Here is a 23,798-nt window from a genome sequence, read left to right on the forward strand (position 1 = left end):
GGAGCAGCACCCTTGGCGATCGAGTCCCCCTACCTGCGCTACACGCCCGCCGTCGAGACCCCTGACGCCGACGAGGCCGAGACCAGCCGGTCCCTGAACGAGACCATGCGCTCCATCAGCGAGACGACCCTCGCCCATGGCGGTCATGCCATCCGCAGCGTCCACGCCAAGGCGCATGGCGCCTTGAGGGCCGAGTTGGAGGTGGCGCCCGGCCTATCCCCCGAACTGGCGCAGGGCCTGTTCGCGAAGCCGGGGCGCTACCCCGTGGTGATGCGCTTCTCGACCATTCCGGGCGACATCCTGGACGACAGCGTCTCCACCCCGCGCGGGGTGGCGATCAAGATCATCGGTGTCGAGGGCGAGCGTCTCGAAGGCTCGGAAGGGGATGCCACGCAGGATTTCGTGCTCGTCAACGGCCCGGCCTTCTCCGCACCCGGACCGAAGCAGTTCCTGGCGACCCTGAAGCTCCTCGCCAAAACCACGGATCGGGCGGAGGGGCTCAAGAAGGTCGCCTCGGCGGCGTTGCGCGGCGTGCAGAGCGCGGTCGTGGCGGCCACCGGTTCGCCGAGCCCGGCCCTGGCGACGCTGGGCGGACAGCCCGAGACGCATATCCTGGGCGACAGCTTCTACAGCCAGGTTCCGCTGCGCTTCGGCGATCACATCGCCAAGATTGCGCTCGTCCCGGTCTCGCCGGACCTGACGGCGCTCACCGACAAGCCGCTGGACGACACCAGCGCCCCCAATGCGATCCGCGAGGCGGTGCTGGAGCATGTCCGCCGCCATGGCGGGACCTGGGAGTTGCGGGCGCAGCTTTGCCTGAACCTCGACGACATGCCGGTGGAGGACGCCTCCGTGGTCTGGTCGGAGGCAGCGAGCCCCTACCGCACCATCGCCACCCTCACCGCCGCGCCGCAGACGAGCTGGAGCGAGGCCCGCGCGGCTTTCGTCGATGACGGCCTGTCGTTCAGCCCGTGGCACGGGCTGGCCGCGCACCGGCCGCTGGGCGGCATCATGCGCATGCGCAAATCGGCCTACGAGATGGGCAAGCGCTTCCGGGCCGAGACAAACGGCCGCCGCATCGAGGAGCCGAGGAACCTCGACTCACTCCCGGAGTGATGCCGGACGTTGCCGTGATGCGACAGGGCGGCGGCGATGGTCGATGCGGGAACATCTCGCCATTGACCCTCCCGGCGCGGCCGACCTAGCCTGACGATGACGGTTCCTCTTCGGAGGATCAAAAGGGAACGCGGTGAGGATCTTGCATCCGAAGCCGCGGCTGCCCCCGCAACTGTAAGCGGCGAGCCCATCATCAACACGTCACTGGAGGCTCCGGCCTCTGGGAAGACGATGAGAGGGCGGTGACCCGCGAGCCAGGAGACCTGCCGTCAGTCGTGGTCACACGCGAAACGCATCGGGCGGGGTGTCCTGGTGGGGTGTCGGGGCGTTCGCATGTCGCGAACGCATCGGCTTCGTTCGCGGTGACGTGCCACTGCCGTCGCCCGAGGTTTCGCCCGTGTCCGCCCATCCTCCACGCGCTCTCCATCCCCTCCTCGTCCTCGCGATGCTGACATCCGCGTCACCGGTCCTCGCCCAGTCCGGCGCGGCGACCACCGCCGAGGCGACCCTCGACGAACTTTCCGTGGCCGCCGACATGCGTCCGCCGCCCGCTGCCGGTCCCGGTCTCGGCGGGGCCACGGGCGGAACCGGCGGGGCCGAAGCGTTCGGCGCCCTGTCCGCTCCCGCGCTGACATCGAGTTCCGGCGTCATCACCGGCAAGGCCCTCAACGACCGGCCGGTCACCCGCCCCGGCGAGGTGCTGGAAGCCGTGCCCGGCCTCATCGTCACGCAGCATTCCGGCGAGGGAAAAGCCAACCAGTACTTCCTGCGCGGCTTCAACCTCGACCACGGCAGCGACATCGCCATCACCATCGACGGCATGCCCGCCAACATGCGCACCCATGGCCACGGCCAGGGCTATGCCGACATCAACTTCCTCATTCCCGAGCTCGTCGGCGCGGTGGAGTTCCACAAGGGCCCGTATTTCGCCCGCGACGGGGATTTCGCCTCCGCCGGCTCGGTGCGGATCGACACGATCGACGCGGTGCCCCGCCCTCTCGCGCTCACCTCCATCGGCAGCTTCGGCTACAAGCGGGCGCTCACCATCGCCTCCGCACCCCTCGGGGAGGGGACGCTCCTCGCCGCCGGCGAGGCTCAGGTCTATGACGGCCCCTGGGTGGTGCCGGACGCCATCCGAAAGCTCAACGGCGTGCTGCGCTACAGCCAGGGCACCGCCCTCGACGGGTTCTCCCTCACCGGCATGGCCTATTCCAACCGCTGGACGGCGACGAACCAGATTCCGCAGCGGGCCATCTCGGAAGGCCTGATCGGCCGCTTCGGCACCCTCGACCCCAGCGATGGGGGCGATGCGAGCCGCTTCTCCCTGTCGGGCCGCTGGAGCCGGTCGGACGACGGCGGCGTCACCCGCGCCAGCGCCTACGTCCTCCGCTCGAACCTCAACCTGTTCAACAACTTCACCTATTTCCTCAACGATCCGGTCAATGGCGACCAGTTCCGCCAGCTCGACAGCCGCACCGTCGCCGGCGGCGAGATCGCCAGGGTGTTCAAGGGTGAGCTGTTCGGTCTCGCCATGGAGAACGAGATCGGCGTGCAGGCGCGGTTCGACGACATCCATGTGGGCCTGTTCAACACGCGGGCGCGCACCTCCCTCTCCACCGTGCGCGACGACCGCGTGCAGGAGGGCAGCGCCGCCCTCTACTTTGAGAACCGCCTGCGCTGGACCGACTGGCTGCGCACCAGCGTCGGCCTGCGCGCCGACGCCTACGACGCCACCGTGAGATCGAACAATCCGTTGAATTCGGGCCATGCGCGGGACGGCATCGTCAGCCCCAAGCTCGGCGTCGTGTTCGGCCCCTGGATCGGGACCGAGCTGTTCGTGAATTACGGCGAGGGCTTCCATTCCAACGACGCCCGGGGCGCGACCATCACGGTCGATCCGGGCAATCCCCTGTTCCCCCTCGACCGGGTGCCCCTGCTGGTGCGCTCGGTGGGCTCGGAAGTGGGCCTCCGCAACCGTTCCATCGCCGGCCTCGAATCGACGGTGACCCTGTTCCAGCTCGATTTCGACTCCGAGAACCTGTTCGTGGGTGATGCCGGCACCACCGAGCCGAGCCGCCCGAGCCGGCGCACCGGCATCGAGTGGACCAACCACTACGCGGTGACGCCCTGGCTCGCGCTCGATGCCGACCTCACCGTCACCCATGCGCGCTTTGCCGACCGCGACCCTGCGGGAAGCCGCATTCCCGCCGCCCCCACCGCCATCGCGGCCGCCGGCTTCACGCTGGGCGAGTCGCTCGGCTGGTTCGGTACGCTACGGCTTCGCTATTTCGGGCCGCGCCCGCTCATCGAGGACAATTCCGTCCGCTCGAAGCCCACCACCCTGGTGAATGGCCGCATCGGCTACAATTTCGACAACGGCGTCACGGTGCAGCTCGACATCCTCAACCTGCTCAACGTCAAGGCGAGCCAGATCGATTATTTTTATGAGTCGCGGCTGCGGGGAGAGCCGGCGGGCGGGGTGGCGGACACGCATCTGCATCCAGTGGAGCCGATGGCCGTGCGGTTGACGGTGGCGGGGCGGTTTTGAGGAATGGGAGCGGGTTGTGGGCAGCCAAGCCGCTCTCCGGTCATGCTCATGGCAGCGATCCGGGCCGGAAATACGCGAACATGTGAGGCACATAGTCGGCTTTGCCGAGCGCGATGCCGTGATGTCGCAAGATGGCGTAGGCGGTGATGACGTGGAAGTAGAACTGAGGCAGAGCCCAATCCCGAGCGTATTGTTCGCCGCTCATATCGAACGTGATGTTGCCCGGAAGCTCAATTGCGATCTGCAGGGTCGCTCCGGCATCGAGAGCATCGTCCGGGAAGCCGTCCAGATGCGCCAATGCGTCGGCGATACGAGCCCGTGCATCCGCCATTGATCCGGGCACCTCGCCGGCATTGCGCCCTTCGGCTGCCACGGCGGCGAGCGATGGGGGAATGTCCTCACCACGAAGGCGGAACGTCGCCTCCTGGGCTTGGTAGGCGGCAAAGCATACTTGTGACGCCAACGGATACATGTCCGGTGCCAGACGCGCCGAAAGCAGACCATCGGCCTGATCCACCCTCTGATGCTCCGCCTTGTCCAGCAGCCCGGCCAGCGTCTGCAGCATGTTCCTATAGGTCGGTACCAGAAGGTTAGTCAGCGACATAATTAGTCTCGCGGTGACGGATAATTTCGGGCTTATCCTATTTCCGAGAGAGCAAACACTATGAATCAAAGCCCACTTCTTCCCACTCCGACCTCTACGGCCCTACAGCCCGCTTGCGTACCACCAACTCTCCCATAAGAAGAACATCTGCGCGTCTTCCCATGTCCACCTCCGTCGTGAGAACGCTGCTCCGGCTGTCGATGTCCTTGCGCCTGACCGTGGAGGAACGGTTCCGGGGGAGGATGAGACCGATGATGGGGTGCAATGGGTGAGGCGTCGGAGATTCGGAGCGCGGCCGACTCGGTGGTGGAGCTCTATCAGGAGCACGCTACCGCCTGGATCAAACGGCGCGGAAACGACCATCTCGAACGATCATGGCTGGATGCGTTCCTCACGGCTATGCCGCGGAACGGACGTGACGTTCTGGATATCGGCTGTGGTGCCGGCCAGCCGATTGCGGGCTATCTGATCGAGAAAGACTGTCGTCTCACCGGGGTGGACGGTGCCACGGCATTGATCGACATCGCGAGCGAGCACTTTCCTGATCAGACATGGCTCACGGCCGACATGCGCGCCTTGCCGCCGCTGCCGCGATTCCATGGGCTCGTCGCTTGGCACAGCCTCTTCCACCTGAAAGCCGACGACCAGCGGCCGATGTTCGAAACCTTCGGCCGCCTTGGCCATCCTGACGCGACCCTGCTTTTCACCTCCGGTCCCGCACAAGGTGAAGTTATGGGCCTTTTCGAGGGGCGACCGCTGTATCATGCCAGTCTCGACGCGGCCGAGTATCGCCATCTGTTGCAAGCCAACGGCTTTAAGGTGCTCAAGCATGTCGAAAACGATCCGACCTGCGGCGGAGCAACGATCTGGCTGGCTCAAAAGGTGCCGGATGCTGGTTGTTAGGGGCTCACCCAGAAGAGGCGGGCTCGCCCCCGCCTTTATGTCGGATTCGGCGTCATGGCCCCACGGCCCGCTTCCGCACCACCATCTCCCCCCGGAACAAGAACTTCTGCGCGCGCTTGCCCGTGTCCACCTCCGTGGTGAACACGTTGCCCTTGCTGTCCACGGCGAGGTTGTGGACCCAGTGGAAGTCGCCGGCCATGCGGCCGTTGCGGCCGAAGGCGCCGAGCACTTCGCCGGTGTCGCGCTTGAGGGTGCGGACCTCGTTGTTGGCGCCGTCCGCGTTGAGGAGGTAGGTCTGGTCGGGGTCGGGCCAGAGCGCCAGTTCCCAGACCGAGCCGTTGGCGCGGGTGTTCTTTTCCACGAAGAACTCCTTCACGAAGCTGCCGTCGCGGCGGAACACCTGGACCCGGTCATTGGCCCGGTCGCAGACATAGACCAGCCCGTCGCGGGCGATCTGGACGCAATGGACCGGGTTGCGGAATTGCTGGGCCGGCGCGGCGGCCGGGTCGTAGGCCGGCAGGGTCTCGTCGGTGGGCGGCTTGCCGTAGGCGCCCCACATCCGCTTGAACGCTCCGGTCTCGGCATCGAACACGATGACCCGGTGGTTGTAGTAACCGTCGGCCACGAAGAGCTCGTTGGTCTCCGGGTCCACCTGCATGGCGGCGGGGCGCCCGAGGCGGGTGGTGTCGAGGCTGTTGGTCTGCGGACCCTGCTTGCCGATCTGCAGGAGGAATTTGCCCTCCGGCGTGAATTTCAGGATCAAGCCATCCTGCTCGCCGTTGCCGGCGAGCCAGACGAAGCCCTTGTGGTCGATATGGATGCCGTGCTCGTTCTGCGGCCAGTCATAGCCTTCGCCCGGCCCGCCCCATGACCGGACGAGGGTGCCCGCCTGATCGAAGACGAGCACGGGCGGAGCGGGGTGGCAGCATTTGGTGCGCGGCGGCGTGAGGCTGGCGGCCTTCTCGTCATCGGTGAGGGAGCGCGGGCGCTGCACCACCCAGATCCGGTCCTCGGCATCCACCGCGACGCCGGAGGCCTGGCCCATGATCCAGTCGTTCGGCAGCGGCTTCGGCCATGCGGGATCGACCTGGAAGGTCGGGGGCTCCGCTGCGGCCACGCCTGCGAAGGCGACGGCGAGCACGGCCAGACCAAGCCTGAGCCTCATGGCATTTCTCTCCCAAACCCGTTTTTTGTTGAAGTAAGTCTCCGCCGGGCCGGGGCCTTTGTCCATCAACCGCACCTGACCGATCGGTATCGACACGCGGCATTTGTCACGAGGATCGGCCTTCGAGAATCCACCGGATCACCCCTCCGGTTTGACCGCTCTCCGGCCCGGCCTGTAGACACCGCGGCCCCTTCACGCGCGCGAGGAATCCATGGCCGCCATCACTGCAACCATCGCGGCGGAGCTCAAGGTCGCCGAGCGGCAGGTCGCTGCGGCCGTCGAGCTTCTCGATGGCGGGTCGACGGTGCCGTTCATCGCGCGCTACCGCAAGGAGGTCACCGGCGGCCTCGACGATTCCCAGCTTCGCGATCTGGAGGAGCGCCTCGCCTATCTGCGCGACCTCGAGGCGCGCCGCGCCGCCATCCTCGAGAGCATCGACGGCCAGGGCAAGCTCGACCCCGCCTTGAAGGCCCGCATCCTCGCCGCCGACACCAAGGCGCGCCTCGAAGACCTCTACCTCCCGTTCAAGGTGAAGCGCCGCACCAAGGCACAGGCCGCCCGCGAGGCCGGTCTCGGCCCCCTCGCCGAGGCGCTGCTCGCCCATCCCGAGCGCGCACCGGAACAGGCCGCCGCCGCCTTCGTCGATGCGGGCAAGGGCGTCGCCGATGTCGAGGCCGCGCTGGAGGGCGCGCGCACCATCCTGATCGAGCGGTTCGGCGAAGACCCGGAACTGGTGGGAAGCTTGCGCGACACGGTCTGGCAGCGCGGCCGGATGACCTCCACCGTCAAGAAGGGCAAGGAGGCGGCGGGCGAGAAGTTCGCCGACTATTTCGACTTCTCCGAACCGCTCACGCGCCTGCCCTCGCACCGCATCCTGGCCCTGTACCGGGGCGAGAAGGAGGAGATCCTCGACCTCGACATCACCGATGCCCCCGGCGACGTGGCCGAGAAGGGCGTGCCCTCCTGGCAGGAACTGCGCATCGCCCGCGCCTTCCGCATCGGCGATCACGGCCGGCCGGGGGACCGCTTCCTGATGGAGACCGTGCGCCGGACCTGGCGCACCAAGCTGAAACCCGCCCTCGACACCGACCTGCGCGGACGCCTGAAACAGGTGGCCGAGACCGGCGCGGTCGGCGTCTTTGCCGGAAACCTGCGCGACCTGCTGCTCGCCGCCCCCGCCGGTGCCCGGCCGACCCTCGGCCTCGATCCGGGGTTCCGGACCGGGGTGAAGGTCGCGGTGGTCGATGCTACCGGAAAGGTCGCGGCGACCGACGTGATTTACCCGCACGAGCCGCGCCGCGACTGGAACGGCGCCCTCGTCGCCCTGGCCAAACTCTGCCGCGCCCATAAGGTCGAGCTCATCGCCATCGGCAATGGCACCGCCTCGCGGGAGACCGACAAGCTCGCCGCCGAACTCATCGCCAAGCAGCCGGAGTTGAAGCTCACAAAGGTGATGGTGTCGGAGGCCGGCGCCTCGGTCTATTCGGCCTCCGCCTATGCCAGCGCCGAATTGCCGGGCCTCGACGTGACCCTGCGCGGGGCGGTCTCCATCGCCCGGCGCCTGCAGGACCCGCTCGCCGAACTGGTCAAGATCGAGCCGAAGGCCATCGGCGTCGGGCAGTACCAGCACGATCTCGGCGAGGGTCAGCTCTCCAAGGCCCTCGATGCGGTGGTGGAGGATTGCGTGAACGGCGTCGGCGTCGACGTGAACATCGCCTCCGCGCCCCTGCTCGCCCGCGTCTCCGGCCTCTCCGAGCGGGTGGCGGCCAACATCGTGACGACGCGGGACGAGAAGGGGCCGTTCCGCACCCGCGCCAGCCTCAAGAAGGTCGCCGGCCTCGGCCCCAAGGCCTATGAACTCGCCGCCGGCTTCCTGCGCATCCGCGACGGCGACGATCCCCTCGACGCGTCGGGCGTGCATCCGGAGGCCTATCCGGTGGTGCGCCGCATCCTCGCCGCCGCCGGGCAGCCCATCCAGGCCGTCATCGGCAACGGCCCCGTCCTGAAGAGCCTCGACCCGAAGCGCTTCACCGACGAGACCTTCGGCCTGCCCACGGTCACCGACATTCTGTCGGAATTGGAAAAGCCCGGCCGCGACCCGCGCCCGGCCTTCAAGACCGCGACCTTCCAGGACGGGGTGGAGAAGATCTCGGACCTCCGACCCGGCATGCGCCTCGAAGGTGTCGTGACCAACGTCGCCGCCTTCGGCGCCTTCGTGGATATCGGCGTCCACCAGGACGGCCTCGTCCACATCTCGGTCCTGGCCGACCGGTTCGTGAAGGATCCGCGCGAGGTGGTGAAGCCCGGCGACGTGGTCCAGGTGCGCGTCGTCGAGGTGGATGCCAACCGCAAGCGCATCGCGCTCAGCATGCGCTCGGAGGAAGCGGGCGCGGCGCGACCGGGGCGACAGGAGGAGCGCTCCTCCTCACGCCCCCAGCAGAGACCCGCGCCGGCCCCGGCGCCACGCGGCCCGGCCCCCGACGGCGCGTTCGCCGAGGCCCTGCGCCGGGCGGCGGAGGGCAAGGACCGGGGACGCCGCTGACGGCGGCGTGCGTCTCCTCTCCCAGGAGACGATTTCGGGTACCTCGGGCGCGATCCGAACCCAGGCATAGGCTCTGAATCCCGTGATCGGGCTCTCGGCTGGACGGTGAGCGGTCATCGCGCCGTTCATGCCAAATATTTCGCTGGGACCGTTTCCCGGCATCTGGCACGTCGCGTAAAGACCTCCGCCTGTCGCTGGCCCGAGCGGTGAAGAGGATTCCAAGAGCTGCTTATCGTTGCGTATTCGGATTTGATTAACTTAGCGATCAAACAAGACAATCGGGTCAAGGCCGATATCGTTCGTGCGGCGTTGGTGGGCTGCATGAGTGTAAGGGACGATCATTTTCTTACGCTCCGCTTTTTAACAGAAGTGAAAATCTACGATGATTCACCAACTCGTCTATTATAGCCGTAACGTCGTGCAGGGTAACGACCGCGCAATGCTTACGAATCTGCGGGAAATCGTTTCCGCTTCTCAGCGCAATAATAGCAGAGACGGAATCACCGGCTTCCTCATTTTCGACAAGACGTGGTTCATCCAGATTCTGGAGGGTGAGCAAGCCCAGGTGAGTGCCACCTATACTCGGATTGCACGCGACCCGCGCCACGCCACCGCAACCATCATGGATGCGCGCAATGTTCAGAGCCGCTCCTTCCCCAACTGGACCATGGGCGGCGCGATGCGAACGCCGGAGGTGGAAGAAGTCTACCTGCAGCACGGTATCGGAAGCGCGATCGAGCCGACACGCCTGAAGAGCGCTCACGTCATCAATCTCGCCCTCGATCTTCAGGCCTTCGATGCGGCTAAGCGTCAGGCGCAGCGTCTCGCCAGCTAGCCCCGGCACCTGAGGGTTCGCAGAGTGCACGGACGGCCATGGGTTTTGCTCGTCACCGTCTGGATAATCTGCAGAACCGGCCGTGACGGCTGAGACGGGATCGGCGGCTCAACACGCCGCCACGTTCACCGCGAGGCCGCCGAGCGAGGTCTCCTTGTATTTCGCCTGCATGTCGTGGCCGGTCTGGCGCATGGTCTCGATGACCTCGTCGAGGCTGACCCGGTGGATGCCGTCGCCGCGCAAAGCCAGGGAGGCGGCCACCACCGCCTTGTTGGCCCCGAAGGCGTTGCGCTCGATGCAGGGGATCTGGACGAGGCCGCCGATCGGGTCGCAGGTCATGCCCAGATGGTGCTCCATGGCGATCTCGGCGGCGTTCTCGATCTGCAGGGTCGAGCCGCCGAGCAGCGCGGCCAGACCCGCCGCCGCCATGGCCGCCGCCGAGCCGACCTCCCCCTGGCAGCCGACCTCGGCGCCGGAGATCGAGGCGCGGCTCTTGATGAGACCCCCGATGGCAGCGGCCACCAGCAGGAATTCGCGGCCGCGCTCGTCCGACCAGCCGGGGCAGAAGTCGCGGGCGTAGCGCAGCACGGCCGGGACGATCCCGGCGGCGCCGTTGGTGGGGGCGGTCACCACCCGGCCACCGGCAGCGTTCTCCTCGTTCACCGCGAGGGCGAACAGGCTGATCCAGTCCATGATCTCGTGGGCCGGCCGGGCGTTGAGGTGGCGGTTGGCTTCCAGGTCCTCGAACAGCTTCTTGGCCCGCCGCCGCACCTTGAGGCCGCCGGGCAGTTCGCCGGTCTGGCGAAGCCCCCGGTCGATACAGGCGAACATCGCGTCGCGGATGGCGTCCAGCCCCTCGTCGATGGCCTCGCGGCTGCGGCTCGCGCCCTCGTTGGCGCGCTGGACCTGGGCGATGGAGAAGCCGGTGCGCAGGCACGTGGCCAGGAGATCGGCGGCGCTGGCATAGGGCAGCGGAAACTCCACCGCCTCGCCCGCGCGGACCTCCTCCTCGCCGACGACGAAGCCGCCGCCGATGGAATAGCAGGTGACCGTGTCGAGGACCGTGCCCTGACTGTCGAGGGCGCGGAAGCGCATGCCGTTGGTGTGCACCGGCAGCACCTCGGTGAAGTTGAAGACGAGATCGCTCTCGAGGGCGAAGGCCGGGCCGCCGAGGCCGAGCCGGCCCGTCCTCTTCGCCTCGGCCACGTACTCGTCCACCCGGTCGGGGTCGATGGCGGAGGGGCTATGGCCGAGGAGGCCGAGGAGGATGGCGACATCGGTCCCGTGCCCGCGCCCGGTCCAGGCGAGGGAGCCGAAGATCTCGGCGCGGATGCGGGCGAGGCCGGGACGCCGCCGCGTCCGCTCGCGGAAATCGAAGGCCGCCACCATCGGCCCCACCGTGTGCGAACTCGACGGGCCGATCCCGATCTTGAACAGGTCGAAGGCGCTGATCATCGGTCCCGGTCCGTCTCATCCGCAACAGCGCGCGGCGTCGCGACCGCTCGTCTCATCGGCCTGATCTGAAGATCGGGCCTCGTCTTCGCAAGTGCGAAGCCAGTTCCAAGACGGCGGGATCATTCCTTGCCGGCCACCTCGTTGTCGTCGCGGGCGCGGTGCAGCAAGAAGATCGAGATCACCATGGTGAGGATGAGCCCGGACAGCACGGCGAGTTCGATCATGGAGGCGCGGAACAGCGCCTCGCGCTCGGCCGTCATCGGCGCGTGCATCACCTCGGAGGATTGCAGGGTGATGACGAGGACGCGCCGGATCGAGGCGATCAGCCCGACGATGAGGAAAGGCTCGCAGGTGAGCCGCCCCGAGCGCATCGAGACCCGCACCGTGTGCAGGATCTCCACCAGCATCAGCAGGAACAGCAGGCTGTCGACGATCTTGAGGAGTTCGCCCGAACCCCCGAGATGGCGAATCGCTCCGAAAAGCAGGCCCGTCGCGTCGATGAGCGCCAGGATCGCCGTCCCGGCGAGGAGCAGGCCGAGGGCGGCATAGACGGCGTGTTCGGTGTGAAGGAAGACGAAGGCCGAGATCCGGGTCAGCCGGCCTTCCTGCTCGCTGTCTTGCGCCATGTCTCGCCTCCCTTTCCTTCAACTGTCGCGAAGGAGGCGAGAGTCCAGGCTCGGTGCCGGGATTCGTGCGTCAGTGGAAGAACGGCAGAACGTGCGGCGCGTAGAGGCCGAAGCCCAGCATCACGAGGCCGGCGAGGCCCAGGAACCCGCCCGCCAGCGTCAGCGCTGCGATGCCGGTGATGACCTGAGCCGAGGCGAGCACGATGCCGATCTGGAAGGCGGCCGAGCCGAACTCGTAATGGTGGTAGCGATGGAGCGCGAGGTCGCGGTGCTCCTGCGAGGCCCGCGCCTTCTCCTGCAGCTCCTTGCGCCCGTCGCCGGTGGCGGGGTCGGATTCCCAGCGGGCCATGGTCTTGGCCCATTCGGCGCGCTTGGCCGCGATGGCCGGTGCGTTGGCCGTCTCCGGCGGGATCAGGGCGAGGGTCTCGTCGGCGGTCTTGAGGATGGTGCCGCGGATGGTGCGGGCCTGGTAATAGGCCCATTGGTTGGAGGATTCGACGTTGGCGCTGAGCGCTTCCGTCTGCGCACCCTTGGCCAGGGTCTCGGCCAGCGCCAGGAACAGCGCCAGCACCGAGATCAGCAGCGCGACCTTCTTGTTCGAGCCTTCGATGGCTCCATGACCCGACATGCCGGATGCTCCCTCTCGATTTCGACGGCGGGAGTCACAGCCGATCCGCGGAGGAAGCGCAACCGTTTCCTCCGCGGTGCCGGTGCCGCCCCGTCAATCCTTGAAGACGTAGCCGGCATTGATCGTCAGGCCGACCTTGCGGCCGGCGGCGAGGCGGTGGGTGTCGGAGGCCTCCACCACCACGGTCTTGCCCTCGGAGCGGTCCACCTCGATCCGCTGGCGGCCCTGGCTGCGATAGGAGGAGCGGACATGGCCTTCGAGATGGGCCTGGTCGGGCTCGGCGAATTGCAGCTGCCACGGCCGCGCATAGAGCTTGACCGGGCCGACGAGGCCGGGCGGTGCCTTCACCGGGGTGAGGCGGCCGTTGACGCGGACCTCGCTCCCCTGGGCGATGGCCTCCACCTCGATCGTGTCGCCGAGGAACTTCAGCACGGTGGAGGAGACCGGGTTTTCCTGGACTTCGTCCGGGGTTCCGATCTGTTCGAGGCGGCCCTTGGACAGGACGGCGACGCGGTCGGAGAGTTCCAGCGCCTCGTCCTGGTCGTGGGTCACGAAGATCGTGGTCTGGCCGGTGCGGTCGTGGATCTCGCGCAGCCAGCGGCGCAGGTCCTTCCTCACCTGGGCGTCGAGGGCGCCGAAGGGCTCGTCCAGCAGCAGCACGCGGGGCTCCACGGCCAGAGCGCGCGCCAGCGCGATGCGCTGGCGCTGGCCGCCGGAGAGCTGCGACGGGTAGCGGTCGGCGAAGCCCGAGAGCTTGATGAGGTCGAGGAGATCGCCGACCCGGCGCTTGATCTCGGCCTTGGCCGGCCGGTCCGCGCGCTTGCGGGCGTTGAGGCCGTAGGCGATGTTCTCGGCGACACTCATGTGCTTGAACAGGGCGTAGTGCTGGAACACGAAGCCGACGGCGCGCTCCTGCACCGGAACCCGCGTGGCATCGTCGGCGCCGAAGATGATCCGCCCGCGATCGGGAAAATCGAGCCCGGCGATGATGCGCAGCAGCGTGGTCTTGCCCGAGCCCGAAGGGCCGAGCAGCGCCAGCAGCTCGCCCGCCCGCACGTCGAGGGAGAGGTCGTGCAGCACCGCCGCGGTGTCGAAGGTCTTCGACAGCCCCTCGACCCGGATCGCCGTGGACGATCCCACCGGGTCAGTGGCCCCGTGCGCCGGCTGCGATCTCGGCGCTGAAGCGCCATTCGAGAAGGGATTTGACGAGGAGGGTGACAAGAGCGAGGCCGGCAAGGAGGGAAGCGACGGCGAAAGAGGCAACGAAGTTGTACTCATTGTAGAGGATCTCCACGTGGAGCGGCAGCGTGTTTGTCAATCCGCGGATATGGCCCGAGACCACCGACACCGCGCCGAATTCACCCATCGCCCGGGCGTTGCAGAGGAGCACGCTGTAGAGCAGCCCCCAGCGGATGTTGGGCAGCGTCACCGTCCGGAAGGCGTGCCAGCCGGAGGCGCCGAGGGTCAGCGCGGCTTCCTCCTCCGCCGTCCCCTGCTCCTGCATCAGCGGGATCAGCTGGCGGGCGACGAAGGGGAAGGTGACGAAGATCGTGGCGAGCACGATGCCGGGAACGGCGAAGATGATCTGGATGTCGTGCGCGAGCAGCCACGGGCCGAGGACCCCTTGAGCGCCGAAGACGAGCACGTAGATCAGGCCCGAGACCACCGGCGAGACCGAGAACGGCAGGTCGATGAGGGTCACGAGCAGGTTCTTGCCGCGGAATTCGAACTTGGCGATGGCCCAGGAGGCCATGACGCCGAAGGCGAGGTTGAACGGCACGGCGATGGCCGCGGTCAGCAGGGTGAGGCGGATCGCCGAGCGGGCATCCGTTTCGGAGAAGGCGGCGAGATAGGCCGACCAGCCCTTGGCGAAGGCCTGGATGAACACCGTCACCAGGGGCAGCACCAGGAACAGGGCGAGGAAGACCACCGCGATCCCGATCAGCAGCGCGCGGACGGCGAAGCCTTCGGTGACCACGCTCCCGGCGCGGGCGGGGGGCCGAGTGGTGGCGAGGGCGCTAGACATATCCGAATCTCCTGCGGCTCCAGGCCTGGATCAGGTTGATGGCCAGCAGCGTCACGAACGAGATGCCGAGCATGATCGTCGCGATGGCGCAGGCGCCCCCGTAATCGAACTCGGAGAGCTTGATGACGATGAGGAGCGGCGCGATCTCGGAGACGTAGGGCAGGTTGCCGGCGATGAAGATGATCGAGCCGTATTCCCCGACGCCGCGGGCGAAGGCGAGGGCGAAGCCCGTGAGCACCGCCGGGATCAGCGGCGGCACCACCACCTTGATGAGGGTGTGCCAGCGATCGGCGCCGAGGGTGGCCGAGGCCTCCTCGATCTCCTTGTCGATTTCCTCGATGAGGGGCTGCACCGTCCGCACGGCGAAGGGCAGGCCGATGAAGACCATGGCGATGTAGATGCCCACCGGCGTGTAGGCGGCCTCGATCCCGAGCTTGGCGAGCTGCTCGCCGACGAGACCGTTGGGCGCATAGAGGGAGGCCAGGGCGATGCCGGCGACGGCGGTGGGCAGGGCGAAGGGCAGGTCCACCACCGCGTCCACGATCTTGCGGCCGGGGAACCGGTAGCGGGTCAGCACCCAGGCGATGAGGAAGCCGAAGACCGAGGCGGTGAGCGCGGCGAGGAGCGACACGCCGAAACTCACGCGCAGGGCGCTGGCGACGCGCGGATCGGTGGCCACCTCCCAGATCCCCCACAGGCCGAGGCCGGAGGCGCGGGCGACGAGGGCGGCGAGCGGCAGCAGCACGATGATGCCGAGGCAGGTCAGGGTGTAGCCGAAGGTGATGCCGAAGCCCGGAATCACGCTGGGCTGACGGAAGCGTCGTCTCGGACGCAGAGGGGGCTCTGCCATGGGGTGGTCCTGAAGTGGGTCGCCTCGCTCACGCATCGGCGGGTCGGGAAGCGGGTGCGGTGTCCGGCGCAAGGTCGCCCTCCGCTCCGTGGCATCCTCCCCGTGATGGCTAAGAATCACACAAGTCGCGGGCTTCGCGGCCCTCCTCCCCCTTGTGGGGAGGAGTTGGAGGTGGGGGTGGTCGGGCAACCCTCAAGCTGTGGAGGCAAGCGGCGCCACCCCCACTCCTGACCTCTCCCCACAAGGGGGAGAGGGACGCGCTCTGCCTGCAGCCGCAGATGTAGGAATCCCGTAGCCGCGACGGGGGAGGTCCGCGTTACTGCGGCGGCTTGCTCAGCTGGTCGAACAGGCCGCCATTGTCGAAGTTCTTCTTCTGGATATCGTCCCAGTTGCCCTGAAGATCCTCGATCTTGAAGAGCTTCAGCTCGGGCAGCTGGGCGAGATGCTCGGGCTTGGCGGCCTCGCGCTTGATCGGACGGTAATGGTGCTTGGCGAAGATCGCCTGTGCCTTGTCCGTGTAGAGGAACTGCAGGTAGGCCTCGGCCTGCTTGCGGGTGCCCTTCTTGTCCACATTGGCGTCGACCAGGGCCACCGGCGGCTCGGCGTAGATCGAGGTCGGAGGCACGACCACGTCGAACTTGTCGCGGCCGAACTCGTCGAACACGAGATAGGCCTCGTTCTCCCAGGTCGGCAGCACGTCGCCGAGACCGCGCTGGGCGAAGGTCACGGTGGAGCCGCGCGCGCCCGTATCGAGCACCGGCACCTGCTTGTAGAGCTGGCCGACGAAGGCGTTGGCCTTGTCGGCGTTCTTGCCTTCCTTCTCGTAGGCGTAGCCCCAGGCCGCGAGGAAGTTCCAGCGCCCGCCGGCGGAGGTCTTCGGGTTCGGGGTGATCACCTTCACGTCCGGCTTCACCAGGTCGCCCCAGTCCTTCACGCCCTTCGGGTTGCCCTTGCGCACCAGGAACACCACGGTGGAGGTATAGGGCAGGCCTTCGTTGGGCAGCTTGGTGCGCCAATCGGCGGGAATCTTCTTCGAGATGCGGCTGATCGCGTCGATGTCGGAGGGGATGCCCAGGGTCACCACATCGGCGGGGATGCCGTCGATGACGGTGCGGGCCTGCGAGCCCGAGCCGCCATGGGCCGCGCGAATGGTGACCGTCTCGCCGGTCTTGGCCTTCCACTCCTCGATGAAGGCCGCGTTGATCTCCTTATAGAGCTCCCGCGTCGGATCGTAGGAGACGTTGAGGAGTTCGGTCTGCGCCTGGGCGCTGCCGGCGGCGAACAGTGCGGAGCCGAGCCCCGCCGAGACCAGGCCGACCGAACCGGCGCACAGGGCGAGGATACGCCTTCTCTGGGAGAGACGGCGGGCGTTGGGCGTCGAGGACATGGTCGAGCTCACAGGGTTGTCTCCGGCTACGTCGCGGCGCGGGAACGTTGCCGTCCCGATGCCCCGGTGATGCTACGTTTCGTTCTTTTTAAAGAACAATGTCAAGCTTGGCCGGATTGGCGTTACTGAGCTTAGATAGGTAATTCTCCTTCAAAAAACGAGGTCTTGAAGAACTCTGGGCGGCATGGGGAACGAAAATCTCTCCGTTGCCGGCGATTTGGAACAAGATGCTCAGGGAGGCTGGTTCTTTAGAAAGGACGTTCCGCCCCGGATCACGCGCCGATCCGCATGCCATGTTCCGGCCGATTGCGAGGGCCGCTGGGCCGGCGAATCGGCGAAACGGAGAGCGGGGCCGGACGGCGTCGGACCGATCCATGGAGGCACGACGAAGCGCCGGTTGCGGCATGCCGCGACCGGTCGTCCGGGCTGGGTGGCTCACGCTACGTCGAGAGCCGTGATGTGGAGGCAGGCTGGAACGCCGAAGCGTCTCGCGAGGGCCGTTCAGTCGGAGGCGAGGGCGACCAGGGAGAACAGGGTCGCGAGCAGGATGTTTCCGGCGACGACGAGAACGAGGACGGTCATGGGATCGGGTTTCGCGGGTTGGCTGCGGACGGGCCGGGCAGGTCCGGCGCGTAGGCGGAACCCATAGCACCGCAATTCTGAACGGCGTGTGTCGTCCCGCTCATCCGGCGTGACGAGTCAGCCCTTCGTGCGGCCGAGCTTCGTCAGCAGCGTTTCGATCCGCTCGCCCACTGGTTCGACCAGTGAAGCCGCATAATGGGTGCGCAGGTTCAGCCCGAGATGGCGTCGTACGCTCGCGGAGAGCGCCACCGGTCTTGCCCGGTGTGCTCGACCGTCCTGCCCGTCATCCGGCTGCATTTTGGTCATGAGGGGTGGCTCCGCTCATACTCGACTTTCTCACGGGTGAGTGAGTCGGTCGTGACCAGAAGGCTCCCACGGATTGGTTAAGAACAATTTTATCGATTCCGCGAAAGACGCATGCGGCCGAGCTTTGCCGGGCGCCGCCAGTTTTCCTCTTTCCTGTCAATGACATTTTACATTTCCAGAGCGAAATAAATCCGCCGCCCGTCCCTCCGGGAGGAAATGGCACGCCTGCAAAGGGTTGCCTCCGGCCGACCCCTCGGCCGACCCGCCGACAGGGTTACCGAATGGTTTCCGGCTGTGGACGGCTGCACCGAAGCGGGGTTACAACGCTCTCGCTCGCTGAGTCGGATTCAAGTGTTCGGAGAGCAAAAACTGCACGAAGGGGAGATCTTCAAAGAATGCAGACCATCACCATCACAGTGCGAGAGCGCGACACCGTATTGGCGGCATTGCGTTACTATCAATTCTATCGCCTTCAGGGCCATCCCTTCGATCCTCGGCAAGATCACCTGATCGATGCAATTGCAAGCCACTCAGGTGAAAGTCTAGATCTTGCGGAGATCGATGATCTATGCGCCGGCATTCAGGGCAACAAACACGCCCTCAGCGCCGCCGCCTAGGACCCCCGAAAGGATCCTCCATCGACGGCGGCGGCCTTCCCGCGCCGCCTGAAAGACAAGGGACGGCGAGCCGGCACGCAGTCCGCGTCCGTGCCGATACGACGCCGGTCGGGGCGGATGTCCGAGACGGCCTCAAAAGAAGAAACTTCTCTTTTTACGCTTTGCCGGGACATCCCCACGACCCGCCGCGCCATCGCGCAACGGGCCATCGTGCGGGCGACAGCACCGTGCCGGGCTCCCCCGGCCGGTGCGCCCGCGCTCACGGAGCCGTGGCGAGCTGGCTCTTGGCGCGCTCCAGCGCGGCGTTGCAGGCCTGGGCGTCGCCCTTGCCGTCGGCGGTGCGGGCCTCGTCCAAGGCGACCTTGGCCTGCATCGCCGCATCGGAGCCCTTGCCGGCCTCGGCGGATTTCTCCGGCGGAGCGGCCGGGGTCGAGGCGTTGCCTCCCTGTCCGGTCTCTCCCTGGCCTTCCCGCGCGCCGGCCGCCGCCTTGCCCGAGGTCGAGGCCGAGATGGCGCCGGTCGCCTCCTCCTTCACCTTCGCTTCGAGGCGCGCGATCTCCTCCGAACACGGGGAGGCGAGGACCGGGCCGGCCACGAGGCTGGCGGCGAATCCGGCGGCTAGCACGGCGGCGAAGGAACGGGGTCTCTGAAACATGGGGCATCCTCAACGGGGGGCTGTGACGGGACAACCCGCCGCCCGCCCCTTCGGCTCCGCCGGAGCGGGGAAGTTTACGCCTCGGCGAATCCCGGCCGCGCACCGCCATGGTCGTGGTCGCATTCGCCGTGGTCGGCCAGAACCTGGATGACCCGGCACTCGCCCACCCGCCCGTGGCCGCATTCCGTCACCATGCGCTGCAATTCCGTGCGCAGGGAGACCAGCCGGGCAATGCGCTGCTCCACCTCCGCCAGGTGGCGTCGCGCCAGGCGGTCCACCTCGGCACAGGATTCCTCCGGCTGCGCGCTCATGGCGAGAAGCTCGCGAATCGCATCGACCTCGAAGCCGAGCTCGCGCGCGTGCCGGATGAAGTTGAGCCGCGCCACCTCGGCGTCACCGTAGCGGCGCTGCTGTCCGTCGGTGCGCGGGGGCGAGGGCATCAGCCCGACCTGCTCGTAATAGCGGATCGTCGGCACCTTCACCCCGGCGCGGCGCGACAGGATTCCGATCGAGAACGTCATTTTCCGCTTGATCCTCTAGTCGCTAGAGCTTGTAGGCTCCTGTCTAACGACGAAACGAGGAGAGAGCCATGGCCGAATCCTGCTGCGGCACGAGCCAGAACCAGCCCGACATCCACACGCACGCACATGCTCATGCACCCGGCGACGGGCATCACCATGCCGTCGCGGCGCAGGCTCCGACAGCCTCGGCGCACAAGGAATCCTGCGGCTGCGGCGGCGGCGTTCCGGTCTTCGACGGGGTCGATCCGCGCTACAAGCGGGTGCTGTGGTTCGTCATCGCCCTCAACGGCGCGATGTTCGTCACCGAGATGGCGGCGGGCCAGGCGGCCGGATCGCAGGCGCTGAAGGCGGACGCCCTCGATTTCCTGGCCGACACCGTCACCTACGGCCTCAGCCTCGCGGTCATCGGCGCGAGCCTGCGCACCCGCTCGTTGGCGGCCCTGGCCAAGGGGGTGAGCCTCAGCCTGATGGCGGTCTGGGTCTTCGGCTCGACGATCTACCAGACCCTCGTCCTCGGCGTGCCGAGCGCGGAATGGATGGGCGGCATCGGCCTGCTGGCGCTCGCCGCCAATGTCGCCTCGGTCCTGCTGCTGATGCGCTACAAGGACGGCGACGCCAATGTCCGCTCCGTCTGGCTGTGCTCGCGCAACGACGCCATCGGCAACATCGTGGTGATGGGCGCGGCGCTTGCCGTCTGGGGCACCACGTCGGCCTGGCCTGACCTCGCGGTCGCCGCCCTCATGGCCGGCATCTTCCTCACCTCCTCGGTCCAGATCCTGAAACAGGCCTGGGGCGAGTATCGGGAGGGAGGCCGGGAGGCGCGGGCGGTGGCAGCTGAGTGAGGTCCGAAAGGCGATTCTACCTTCGGCACTTCCAACCCGGCCCCTCATCCTGAGGAGCCGGAGCGCAGCGAAGGCCTCGAAGGAGGCCTCTAGGTCGCGCAGTCGGCTCTGGACCCCTCCTTCGAGGCCGCTTCGCGGCACCTCAGGATGAGGTGGAGGGCTGGACCACGTGTCGAACGATGTGACCCTCCAGCCCAAGTCTTCGGGCCGGAGGGTCTTTGTGTTTACGAGCTCAGCTGGTCGCGGATCGGCAGCTGCCGGATGCGGCGGCCGGTGGCGGCGAAGACCGCGTTGGCGATGGCCGGCGCCACGGGGGGGACGCCCGGCTCACCGACGCCGCCGAGCGGACGGCTGTAGTCGTTGTTCTGGATCAGGTGGACGTGCAGCTCCTTCGGGGCGGCGTCGAGACGGGTGATCTCGTAGCCGTCGAAGTTGTTCTGCTGCGCGCGCCCGTCCTTGAAGGTGATCTCGGCCGACAAGGCCAAGCCCATCCCCATGACGACGGCGCCTTCCATCTGCGAGCGGATACGCTCCGGGTTGACGTGCGGTCCGCAATCGACGGCGATGTCGATGCGCTTGACCGAGACCTCACCCTTGGCGCCCACCTCCACTTCGGCCGCCACCGCCGTGTGGGTGACGAAGCTGTAGTGTCCGGCAATGCCGAGGCCCCGTCCCTTCGGCAGCTTCCGGCCCCAGCCGATGCCCTTGGCCGCCGCCTCGATGACCCCGCGCAGGCGCGCGGTCTCGATCGGGTAGCGGGCGGGATCTTCGCCGTAATTCCAGACATCGCCGATGCTGGTCGGGTCGATCACCCGGTCGGGGCCGATCAGGGCCAGCAGGTACTCCTTCGGATCCTTGCCCGCCGCATGCGCCAACTCGGCGACAAAGGACTGGATCGCGAAGGCGTGCGGGATGTTCGAGACCGAGCGGAACCAGCCGATCCGTACATGCGCATCCGCCGCCGGGTTCTCCAGGCGGATGTTGGGCACGTCGAAGGGCGTGTTGGTCAGCCCCATCCCGAGCTCGAAAGGCAGCTCGTTCTTGGCGCCGGCCGCGAAGATCGAACCGATCGTCGGGGCGGCCGAGCGGTGGAGCCAGGCCACCGGCATGCCCTTGTCGTCGAGGCCGGCCTCCAGGCGCTCCACCGAGATCGTGTGGTAGTAGCCGTGATGGAGGTCGTCCTCGCGGGTCCAGGTGAGTTTCACCGGCGCGCCGTCCACGGCCTGCGAGCACAGGGCCGCCTCGAGCACGTAATCGGGCTTCGACTTGCGGCCGAAGCCGCCGCCGAGCAGCGTCACGTTCACCCGCACCTTGTCGGCGGGCAGGTTGAGCTTCTTGGCCAAGCGGTCATGGGTCGCCTGGGGTGCCTGGGTGCAGGCCCAGGCCTCGCAGAACCCGTCCTTGATCCGCACGGTGGCGGCCGGCGGTTCCATCGGGGCCTGGACGAGATGGGGCACGAAATACTCGGCCTCGATCCGCTGCTTGGCCTTGGCCATGGCGCCGTCGACGTCGCCCTGGTTGCGCACGACCTTGCCGGGCGCGCGCGCCGCCTTCTCCAACTCGCCCCGGAAGGCGACCGAATCGTAGGTCGCGTTCGGGCCGTCGTCCCAGGTGATCTTCAGGGCCTCACGGCCCTTCATGGCCGCCCAGGTGTTCTTGGCGATGACGGCGACGCCGCCGATCGGCTGGAACTCGGACGGGATTTCGGGCGCGTCGATCTTGAACACCTTGACCACGCCGGGGATCTTCATGGTCTCGGCATCGTCGTAGCTCGCCACCTTGCCGCCGAAGACCGGCGGGCGGGCGACGAGGGCGTAGAGCATCCCGTCGAGGCGGGTATCGAGGCCGTAGATCGCCTTGCCGGTGGTGATGTCGCGGTTGTCGATGAGGCCGATCTTGCCCTTGCCGATGAACTTGAAGGCCTTGGGGTCCTTCAGGATCACGCTCTCGCGGGCGGGGACGGCGAGTTCGGCGGCGGCCGCCGCGACATCGCCATAGCCCAGCGCGCGCTTCGACTTGGCGTGGGTGAGGACGGAGTTCTCGGCCTTCACTTCCGTTACCGGCACGCCCCATTGCTTGGCGGCGGCCTGGACCAGCATGGCCTTCGCCGCGGCACCCGCATGGCGCAGATGCGGGAAGAAGTGGCGCAAGCTGCGCGAACCGTCGGTATCCTGGTTGCCGAACCGGGCTTCGTCACCCCAGGCCTGGGCGACCTTCACCTTGGCCCAATCGGCATCGAGCTCGTCGGCCACCACGAGGGCGACGGAGGTGCGCACGCCCTGGCCCATCTCCGAGCGGTGGCAGGTGATGGTGACGGTGCCGTCCGGCGCGATGGCCACGAACACCTTTGGGTCGTCCTGCCAGCCATGCGGCATGGCATCGGCGCCGAATTTCTTCGGCTCGTCCTTCTTGTCTTCCGCCCGGGCGGAATCCTTCCAGGACAGGGCGAGGACCAGGGCGCCCAGGCCGCCGAGCATGGCGCGGCGGCTGACATTGGCGAGAGCGCTCGGCGCTTCGGGGGCGGCGGTCGTCTCGGTGGCGAGGCCGGCCATGATCTGTGCGTCGTGAATCACAGGCGCTCTCCCTTGTTGGCGGCCGGCGCGTTTCCGGCGGCCTGATGGATCGCGGCGCGGATGCGGGGATAGGTGCCACAGCGGCAGAGGTTGCCGCTCATGGCCTCGTCGATCTGGGCGTCGTTGGGCTTCGGCGTATCCTTCAGGAGGGACGCCGCCTGCATCATCTGCCCGCACTGGCAGTAGCCGCATTGCGAGACGTTGAGGTCGCGCCACGCCGCCTGGACCGGGTGGTTGCCGTCGGGGGAAAGCCCCTCGATGGTCACCACCTCCTGGCCTTCGGCTGCGGAGATGGGGGTGACGCAGCCGCGCACGGCGGTGCCGCCGAGATGGATGGTGCAGGCGCCGCAGAGGGCCTGGCCGCAGCCGAACTTGGTGCCGGTGAGGCCGACTTCGTCGCGCAGGAACCACAGCAGCGGCATATCGGGATCGCCGTCGAAGCTGCGTTCAGCCCCGTTCACGGTGAGTTTGATCATCGGTGTATCCTGTCATCGCTCAGGCCACGGACCGGTCGAGATCGGCTGGCCACCAATCTGTCGGGCTCGCGAATACCTCGGAGGTCGTCAGTCAGGCGCGGGGCGCGCGCGACATGGTCGCCGTCCCGCATCGAAACATATTTGAGGTGCGGCAGCGGATCCGGCGCCCCTCCATAGGGAACCGTCGCAGTGCACGAAGCCCCCACGCCCCGTACCTCATAATGAATCCAATTAAACGGTAGGGGTGCTGCAGTGCAACGGCCGGCAGCCGCGGGCGCCGCTTTCGCGAAGCTCGGCTGCGGATTCGATGTGCTGTTGCGCACGGCGCGTATCGAGGCGCTGCGACGTTTTCGACGATCGCTCGTTGTCTATGCCGGCTCTGCCGACATCGCTCCGGCCGTGGCTCAAACCGTTCGAATCACGCCGATATCGCTGCGGTCACATCGCCCGATCGGTCGGTCCGCTCGGATGCGGATGCCAAGGTCGATCATCCCGGCGGACCACCTCACCCTGAGGTGCCCGCGTCAGCGGGCCTCGAAGG

At 67.4% G+C, this 23,798-nt stretch carries 21 protein-coding genes and 1 riboswitch; of the genes, 7 read left to right on the forward strand and 14 right to left on the reverse strand.

Annotated elements, in window-relative coordinates; all coding sequences use genetic code 11:
- Nucleotides 1-12 precede the first annotated feature (12 nt).
- Nucleotides 13-1,116 carry a catalase family protein gene (locus A3OM_RS0122055; protein WP_018045970.1) on the forward strand — a complete coding sequence of 368 codons (1,104 nt, stop codon included), beginning with the start codon at nt 13-15 and terminating at the stop codon, nt 1,114-1,116.
- A gap of 83 nt (nt 1,117-1,199) precedes the next feature.
- Nucleotides 1,200-1,402: riboswitch (cobalamin riboswitch) on the forward strand.
- A gap of 159 nt (nt 1,403-1,561) precedes the next feature.
- Nucleotides 1,562-3,664, forward strand: coding sequence for a TonB-dependent receptor (locus A3OM_RS0122060; protein ID WP_051074445.1), 2,103 nt, complete (start codon nt 1,562-1,564; stop codon nt 3,662-3,664).
- A gap of 46 nt (nt 3,665-3,710) precedes the next feature.
- Here the strand turns inward: A3OM_RS0122060 and A3OM_RS0122065 are convergent, their stop codons facing one another.
- Entirely contained in the window at nt 3,711-4,268 is a 558-nt protein-coding gene (locus A3OM_RS0122065) for a DUF1993 domain-containing protein (RefSeq protein ID WP_018045972.1), read from the reverse strand.
- A 264-nt stretch (nt 4,269-4,532) separates the two neighbouring features.
- On the opposite strand from A3OM_RS0122065, the gene A3OM_RS0122070 reads away from it, so the two are divergent.
- A complete protein-coding gene (locus A3OM_RS0122070; RefSeq protein ID WP_018045973.1) occupies nt 4,533-5,171 on the forward strand; it encodes a class I SAM-dependent methyltransferase in 639 nt (212 codons plus the stop codon).
- Between the two features lie 52 nt (nt 5,172-5,223).
- Here the strand turns inward: A3OM_RS0122070 and A3OM_RS0122075 are convergent, their stop codons facing one another.
- The gene (locus A3OM_RS0122075; protein WP_018045974.1) at nt 5,224-6,336 is read right to left on the reverse strand and encodes a hypothetical protein; all 1,113 of its coding nucleotides are present in this window, start codon (nt 6,334-6,336) and stop codon (nt 5,224-5,226) included.
- Between the two features lie 211 nt (nt 6,337-6,547).
- Here A3OM_RS0122075 and A3OM_RS0122080 point away from each other — a divergent pair, with 211 nt between their 5' ends.
- Together A3OM_RS0122080 and A3OM_RS0122085 are read left to right on the forward strand one after the other, a co-directional pair.
- A complete protein-coding gene (locus tag A3OM_RS0122080; protein ID WP_018045975.1) occupies nt 6,548-8,878 on the forward strand; it encodes a Tex family protein in 2,331 nt (776 codons plus the stop codon).
- A gap of 382 nt (nt 8,879-9,260) precedes the next feature.
- Complete coding sequence (locus A3OM_RS0122085) at nt 9,261-9,713, forward strand: BLUF domain-containing protein (RefSeq protein ID WP_018045976.1); 453 nt, start codon at nt 9,261-9,263, stop codon at nt 9,711-9,713.
- Nucleotides 9,714-9,821: 108 nt separating this feature from the next.
- Here A3OM_RS0122085 and A3OM_RS0122090 read toward each other — a convergent pair whose 3' ends face one another.
- The 8 genes from A3OM_RS0122090 to A3OM_RS0122130 all read right to left on the reverse strand — a co-directional run bounded on the left by A3OM_RS0122090 (nt 9,822) and on the right by A3OM_RS0122130 (nt 17,573).
- On the reverse strand, nt 9,822-11,168 hold the full coding sequence (locus A3OM_RS0122090) for an L-serine ammonia-lyase (RefSeq protein WP_018045977.1): 1,347 nt from the start codon (nt 11,166-11,168) through the stop codon (nt 9,822-9,824).
- 119 nt (nt 11,169-11,287) lie between these two features.
- Nucleotides 11,288-11,794 carry a phosphate-starvation-inducible PsiE family protein gene (locus A3OM_RS0122095; RefSeq protein WP_018045978.1) on the reverse strand — a complete coding sequence of 169 codons (507 nt, stop codon included), beginning with the start codon at nt 11,792-11,794 and terminating at the stop codon, nt 11,288-11,290.
- Nucleotides 11,795-11,864: 70 nt separating this feature from the next.
- Nucleotides 11,865-12,422: a DUF4337 domain-containing protein gene (locus tag A3OM_RS0122100; RefSeq protein WP_018045979.1), complete on the reverse strand. Its 558-nt coding sequence runs from the start codon at nt 12,420-12,422 to the stop codon at nt 11,865-11,867.
- A gap of 93 nt (nt 12,423-12,515) precedes the next feature.
- Nucleotides 12,516-13,562 carry a sulfate/molybdate ABC transporter ATP-binding protein gene (locus tag A3OM_RS0122105; RefSeq protein ID WP_018045980.1) on the reverse strand — a complete coding sequence of 349 codons (1,047 nt, stop codon included), beginning with the start codon at nt 13,560-13,562 and terminating at the stop codon, nt 12,516-12,518.
- Nucleotides 13,563-13,566: 4 nt separating this feature from the next.
- Nucleotides 13,567-14,448 carry a sulfate ABC transporter permease subunit CysW gene (gene cysW, locus A3OM_RS0122110; RefSeq protein WP_026176311.1) on the reverse strand — a complete coding sequence of 294 codons (882 nt, stop codon included), beginning with the start codon at nt 14,446-14,448 and terminating at the stop codon, nt 13,567-13,569.
- Nucleotides 14,441-15,298 (reverse strand): sulfate ABC transporter permease subunit CysT, encoded by an 858-nt coding sequence (gene cysT, locus A3OM_RS0122115; protein ID WP_026176312.1) that lies wholly within the window; start codon nt 15,296-15,298, stop codon nt 14,441-14,443. Before cysT ends, cysW begins: the two co-directional genes overlap by 8 nt.
- Nucleotides 15,299-15,614: 316 nt before the next feature.
- Nucleotides 15,615-16,697, reverse strand: coding sequence for a sulfate ABC transporter substrate-binding protein (locus tag A3OM_RS0122120; protein WP_280136341.1), 1,083 nt, complete (start codon nt 16,695-16,697; stop codon nt 15,615-15,617).
- Nucleotides 16,698-17,384: 687 nt separating this feature from the next.
- Nucleotides 17,385-17,573 carry a hypothetical protein gene (locus A3OM_RS0122130; protein ID WP_026176314.1) on the reverse strand — a complete coding sequence of 63 codons (189 nt, stop codon included), beginning with the start codon at nt 17,571-17,573 and terminating at the stop codon, nt 17,385-17,387.
- Between the two features lie 395 nt (nt 17,574-17,968).
- On the opposite strand from A3OM_RS0122130, the gene A3OM_RS0122135 reads away from it, so the two are divergent.
- The gene (locus A3OM_RS0122135) at nt 17,969-18,190 is read left to right on the forward strand and encodes a hypothetical protein (RefSeq protein WP_018045985.1); all 222 of its coding nucleotides are present in this window, start codon (nt 17,969-17,971) and stop codon (nt 18,188-18,190) included.
- Between the two features lie 259 nt (nt 18,191-18,449).
- On the opposite strand, the gene A3OM_RS0122140 is transcribed toward A3OM_RS0122135, so the two are convergent.
- Entirely contained in the window at nt 18,450-18,845 is a 396-nt protein-coding gene (locus A3OM_RS0122140) for a hypothetical protein (protein ID WP_018045986.1), read from the reverse strand.
- Nucleotides 18,846-18,919: 74 nt separating this feature from the next.
- Nucleotides 18,920-19,366, reverse strand: coding sequence for a helix-turn-helix domain-containing protein (locus A3OM_RS0122145; RefSeq protein ID WP_018045987.1), 447 nt, complete (start codon nt 19,364-19,366; stop codon nt 18,920-18,922).
- Between the two features lie 68 nt (nt 19,367-19,434).
- Here A3OM_RS0122145 and A3OM_RS0122150 point away from each other — a divergent pair, with 68 nt between their 5' ends.
- Nucleotides 19,435-20,208, forward strand: a complete 774-nt coding sequence (locus A3OM_RS0122150; RefSeq protein ID WP_018045988.1) for a cation transporter — start codon at nt 19,435-19,437, stop codon at nt 20,206-20,208.
- Nucleotides 20,209-20,432: 224 nt separating this feature from the next.
- Here the strand turns inward: A3OM_RS0122150 and A3OM_RS0122155 are convergent, their stop codons facing one another.
- On the reverse strand, nt 20,433-22,781 hold the full coding sequence (locus tag A3OM_RS0122155; protein WP_018045989.1) for a xanthine dehydrogenase family protein molybdopterin-binding subunit: 2,349 nt from the start codon (nt 22,779-22,781) through the stop codon (nt 20,433-20,435).
- On the reverse strand, nt 22,778-23,257 hold the full coding sequence (locus tag A3OM_RS0122160; RefSeq protein WP_018045990.1) for a (2Fe-2S)-binding protein: 480 nt from the start codon (nt 23,255-23,257) through the stop codon (nt 22,778-22,780). The genes A3OM_RS0122155 and A3OM_RS0122160 overlap by 4 nt, the downstream gene beginning before the upstream one ends.
- Between the last annotated feature and the right edge of the window lie 541 nt (nt 23,258-23,798).

Source organism: Methylobacterium sp. 88A (assembly GCF_000376345.1).
GTDB lineage: Bacteria > Pseudomonadota > Alphaproteobacteria > Rhizobiales > Beijerinckiaceae > Methylobacterium > Methylobacterium bullatum.